The organism is Caballeronia hypogeia (genome assembly GCF_001544875.2).
Lineage (GTDB): Bacteria > Pseudomonadota > Gammaproteobacteria > Burkholderiales > Burkholderiaceae > Caballeronia > Caballeronia hypogeia.
This window is the reverse complement of sequence record NZ_FCOA02000069.1, coordinates 1-5,073: the sequence shown is the minus strand read 5'-3', so window position 1 is coordinate 5,073 and position 5,073 is coordinate 1. Positions and strand designations below refer to the sequence as shown.

Below are 5,073 nucleotides of genomic sequence, written 5' to 3'. Positions count from 1 at the left end.
CTCAACGCTTGACGGAGGTCGGACCATGACAAATCTTTAACTGCAAATCTGTCCGTCGGAGCGGGTCAATCTCATTTTTTGGCAAGCGCGCCCGCAGACCTCAACGTGAGGGGGTCTTCGAGACGGCCCAGGGGACCCACGAACTTCCTAATGGTCCTTCTCTGAGAGTCCTGCTTCGACGACTCCCAGAGCCGCTTGGTTTTCCGTCCCCTTCACGGTGAGCAGCATGACACCCAGAAGTGCATTCGCTCCCGCCATCAACAACCAGGACATGTCGAAGCCGCCGCTCAGCCGCTGGACGATGCCAAATGCGGCGGGAAACGTCATGACTCCGCCGAAGCTGAAGAATAGGCATCCCGCCGTGGCGGCCGCGACCTTTTCGGCCGGTACCGCGTCAGCGACTTCCGAAAGCAGCAAACCGTTCCAACCGATAACCGCCGCACCCAGTAGAAAGCAAATCAACACAGCTACCGTGAAGTTGGCCATCAATCCGGCCGAAGCCATGACAACTTCTGCGAGACAGGCGGTCAAGCTCAACCCTGCCAACAGAAAACGCGGACTGACACCGCGGTCTGCGACAGCGCCCCAAATCAAACGGAACACCGCTCCAGACACGTTCGCGACCGTTAGCATCGCGCCAGCTCGGAGCGCCGTATAGCCGACGTTCCCAAAGAAGTAAGAAGCGAGGAACGTGCTCGCACACATTTGCGCTCCGCCGAGAACAAAGGCAGACAACGAAAGCAGTCGGAGATACGGATGTGCCAATGCGACGGCGACGGACCGCCACCACACCGGTCGACCGGGCCTGCTCTCTTGCTGGACTCGTGCTGGGCGTGACGCAAGTGGTTGGATAGCAAGAGCAATCGCGATGCAAACGGCAGCCACGAGAATCAATGCTGCCTTCCATCCGAGGTCAACCGTCACGACGGGGATTAACGCCCCGGCGAGCGCCGTTCCGGCCGGCACACCAGTCTGCTTGAATGAGAAAATGAGACGCCGGTTGCTTGTGCTCGTTGCCGCGCTCAACAACTGCGAACTCGCGGGCGTAATTGGCCCGTAACCCAAGCCAAGTGCCAGCGCGCCCAGAATCAAGCTTACCGTGCTCCCGTGCAGCGCTAGCGTCAGGCCCGCTGCGCAGCAAAACACTGCCACTTGGCAGGTACGAATCGGCCCCAGAGACTGCACCACGATACCGGCGAAAATCGTCGCGACCGCCGCCGCCGCATAGAGAATCGAGATAAAGGTGCCCGGATTGATGGCGTGGAATCCAGGCTGCGTTTGAACGACTGCAGTAAGACTAGGAATCGTCAGCGCCGCAAAGGCCGTTGCGATTTGAACTATGGTCGTCGAGACCACTGCGGTCGTCGCCTTCATCGGAGACCTCTGCATGAAAGCCCAAATCGTAGCGAGCAAACGAAGCGCCAAACGACTGACGTCACGAGCGATGTGTTGCCTTTTTTCGCACGCGTTGTGCATTGCTCGATAGCCACGAGCACCCTTTTTCGGGGGACACTGGATTCGGTGTCAGAGGCTTCGCGGCACCACGATGACCGCGTAAGCGTGTTCGGCCGCCAATCAACGAAGTCGCAAACGGAAGCTATCTCGTGACTACATCAACCATCTCACGCGCCACGTTCGACTCCGTGATGGCCCCCGTATACGCTCCTGCGGCAATAATTCCCGTGCGCGGCCAAGGTTCTCGCGTCTGGGACGAGCAGGACCGTGAGTACATCGACCTGACGAGCGGAATTGCGGTCACCGCCTTTGGACACGCGCACCCGGAACTGGTGGAAGCGCTGACAAAGCAAGCTGGACAGCTCTGGCACATCGGCAACGTCTTCACAAATCACCCGGTTCTGCGGCTTGCCTCTCGACTCACTGAATCGACTTTCGCCGACCGGGCATTCTTCGCGAACTCAGGCGCCGAGGCGAACGAAGCCGCCTTGAAGCTCGCGAGGCGCGTGGCGCACGACCGGTACGGCCCTCAGACGAAGAAAACCAAAATCATCGCGTTCAGCCAATCCTTTCACGGCAGGACGCTCTTCAGTGTCAGCGCAGGTGGGCAGCCGAAGTACTCAGAGGGATTCGGCCCGCTTCCCCAAGGCATCGTGCATCTCCCATTCAACGATATCGACGCCGCTCTTACCGAAATCGACGCGGATACCTGCGCCGTCATCGTGGAGCCAGTTCAAGGGGAAGGTGGCGTCGTACCGGCGACTCGCGAGTTTTTGCAGTGCCTACGTTGCATGTGTTCCAAGCACGACGCCCTTCTCGTCTTCGACGAAGTGCAGACGGGCATTGGCCGCACGGGTTCCCTGTTCGCCTACATGGACTTGGGCGTAACGCCGGACATACTGACTTCAGCGAAGGCGCTTGGAAACGGCTTCCCTATAGGCGCGATGCTCACTACCGCCGAGATTGGCGAACACTTCACCGTTGGAACGCACGGCTCGACGCACGGAGGCAATCCGCTGGCGGCCGCCGTTGCCGACCGGGTCGTCGAGATGGTGAATACGGCGCACGTGCTTGAGGGCGTTCGCGACAGAAGCGCGTCCATCTTTGCGAGCCTACGTTCAATCAATTCGAGAACCGGAATGTTCCGTGAGCTTCGTGGCTCTGGGCTATTGATTGGCGCGGAGCTGAGCGACTCCTATCGCGGTCGGTCGAAGGAAATCATGACCGCAGCTCTGGACGAAGGCGTGATGATTCTCAACGCGGGTCCCGATGTCTTGCGCTTTGCTCCCGCCTTGAACATCCCTTACGAATGCATTGACGAGGCGTTCGACCGGCTTGAGATTGCATTGCACCGAGTCAAAGGCGCGAAAGCATCTGCGCCTGCGCCGGTCGAGAGGTCCGCTTAGCCAATAAGGAATCTGCAGATGCGCTCCATCACGGCGTCTGCCCCCCATTCCGGGTCGGTGAACGCTCTTCTGAAGCGCAGGAACCCATGAATCTGCCCGGGCACCGGCAGATATTTCGAATCGACGCCCGCCTGCGATAGCCGCTGGAAGAATTCCTCCCCCTCAGCTCGCAGCGGGTCGCACGCAGCGGTCACTACCAGCGAGCGGGGAAACTGCGAGAGATGATGCGAGTACATCGGAGGGACGCATGGGTCGTAGGCCTGAGCACCCATGTCACTCGGGTGCTGGCCGAGATACTGAGTCCAGTACCATTCCATCGTTTTGCGCGTCAGTCGGTAACCGGACCCGAACGACCTCCAAGTGTCGTGCTGCATCGTGGCATCAAGGGCCGGGTAAATGAACGCGGCGGAGTCCGGCAGCGGTTGATTGGCCTCGGCGAGCAAATGCATAGCCGCGGCCACCACTTGCGCACCAGCGCTATCGGCCGCCACGGACAGCTTGGCACCACTACAGCCAAATTCGCCAACGTACGTTCCGACGTGCACCAGAACGTGCTTAATCTGCTCAATCGCAGCGAGAAACGGGGTTTCCGGCGAGCGGCCGTAGTCGACGTTCAATACCAAGGCGCCAGAGCGACGTGCCATTGACCTGCACAGCGTGCCGTACGAGTCCAGGTCACCGCTAACCCACCTCCGTGTACAACAACGATGACGTGTGACGAGGCGGCCTCAGACGGCAGGTACCATCTGCCCTCTATGACCGCCGACTCGAATTGGAAGCGCGCCGGCCAGACTCGTGCAACCGCCTCGCCTGGTCCGACCAACGCAGCTAGCTCCGAGTCGTTGGTGAAGCGAACACCGTCGACCGTGAGTGGCACGTCCATATCTTTGGGCCGAAAGATTGTGCCGAGCAAGGAGAGCACCTGTGGGTGCACAGCAACGGATTGCGCCTCTTTCTGTTGCTTCTGCATCTTGCTACCCGCGCTTCAGAAAACGCTCGGCCAACCGAACAAAGTAAGTCGAGCCGATGGGAAGCAATTCGTCATTGAAGTCGTAGCTTGCGTTGTGCAACAAGCACGGCCCGCCACCGTGACCAGCATCCCGGTGGTCGCCGCCGCCATTTCCAATGAACGCGTAGCATCCCGGCTTCGCTCGGAGCATGAACGAGAAGTCCTCGGCCGCCATCGTCGGTTGCACCGACGCATTAACTCCCTCCTCCCCGACGACCTCTCGCATCACATCCACGGCTAGAGCCGTCTGGTCCGGGTCGTTGATGGTCGGAGGATAGTTCCTGCTGAACTCGACTTCGCTCTTGCAGTCAAGGCCGAACGCAGTGGCGGACACGATAGCGCGCATTCGGCTTTCAATGAGGTCGAGCGTTTCGTCCGAGAACGTGCGCACCGTGCCACCAAGCCATGCAACGGTCGGAACCACATTTTGAGCTTCGCCACCGTGGATTTGCGTGACCGAAAGCGCAGCCGAATCAACGGGATTCTTGTTGCGAGTCAGGATACTTTGCAGCAGGCTGACAATTTGTGCCGCCGCAAAAACTGGGTCCTGCCCGAGATGAGGCATGGCGCCATGGCATCCTGCGCCAGTAATAGTAATCTTGAAGAGGCTCGTCGAAGCCATGATTGGACCAGGCTTCACGGCGAAATGCCCCTCGGGGATGCCCGGCCAGTTGTGCACGCCGAACACTGCCTCGACCGGAAATCTTTCGAACAGACCGTCTTCAATCATTGCCTGTGCGCCAGCTCCTTCTTCTTCTGCGGGCTGGAAGAAGAAGTGAACTGTGCCATCGAAATCGCCGGACTTGGCGAGATAGCGCGCAGCGCCGAGCAGCATGGTCGTGTGCCCGTCATGTCCGCAGGCGTGCATGGCTCCCGCATGCGTCGAGCGGTGCTCGAACTCATTGGATTCCTGCATCGGCAACGCGTCCATATCGGCGCGCAACCCGATGGCACGACTGCTGTCACCACGCTTCAAAGTTCCGACCACGCCGGTCTTGCCCACGCCTCGAACCACCGACAATCCCCACTCTTCCAACTTGGACGCGACGAGTTCTGCCGTCCTGTGCACGTTGTAGCCAACTTCGGGATGCGCATGAATGTCCCGACGGATTGCCGACATCTCTTCTGAACCGCCCCGGAAATGTAGGAGACTTTGGATCTTGGCTGTATCTGGAGATTTAAAGCATGGAAAGCGAAGGCAAG

Annotated in this window: 3 protein-coding genes and 1 pseudogene; 1 reads left to right on the top strand and 3 read right to left on the bottom strand. The window is 59.5% G+C overall.

Going from position 1 to position 5,073, the window contains the following annotated elements; all coding sequences use genetic code 11:
* Positions 1-147: 147 nt before the first annotated feature.
* Positions 148-1,374, bottom strand: coding sequence for an MFS transporter (locus AWB79_RS37780; protein WP_157695947.1), 1,227 nt, complete (start codon positions 1,372-1,374; stop codon positions 148-150).
* Positions 1,375-1,604: 230 nt separating this feature from the next.
* Between AWB79_RS37780 and AWB79_RS37775 the strand changes: the two genes are divergently transcribed.
* Entirely contained in the window at positions 1,605-2,861 is a 1,257-nt protein-coding gene (locus AWB79_RS37775; RefSeq protein ID WP_074169500.1) for an acetylornithine/succinyldiaminopimelate transaminase, read from the top strand.
* On the opposite strand, the pseudogene AWB79_RS37770 reads toward AWB79_RS37775, so the two are convergent.
* Positions 2,858-3,538, bottom strand: a pseudogene (locus AWB79_RS37770) (alpha/beta hydrolase); the annotation flags it as partial. The gene AWB79_RS37775 and the pseudogene AWB79_RS37770 overlap by 4 nt on opposite strands.
* A 297-nt stretch (positions 3,539-3,835) precedes the next feature.
* The gene (locus tag AWB79_RS37760; RefSeq protein ID WP_082862605.1) at positions 3,836-4,990 is read right to left on the bottom strand and encodes a M20 aminoacylase family protein; all 1,155 of its coding nucleotides are present in this window, start codon (positions 4,988-4,990) and stop codon (positions 3,836-3,838) included.
* Between the last annotated feature and the right edge of the window lie 83 nt (positions 4,991-5,073).

Excerpts from the sequence above, each read along its gene's own strand:
- AWB79_RS37780 (WP_157695947.1), bottom strand. The coding sequence starts at position 1,374 with ATGAAGGCGACGACCGCAGTGGTCTCGACGACCATAGTTCAAATCGCA.
- AWB79_RS37760 (WP_082862605.1), bottom strand. The coding sequence starts at position 4,990 with ATGTCGGCAATCCGTCGGGACATTCATGCGCATCCCGAAGTTGGCTAC.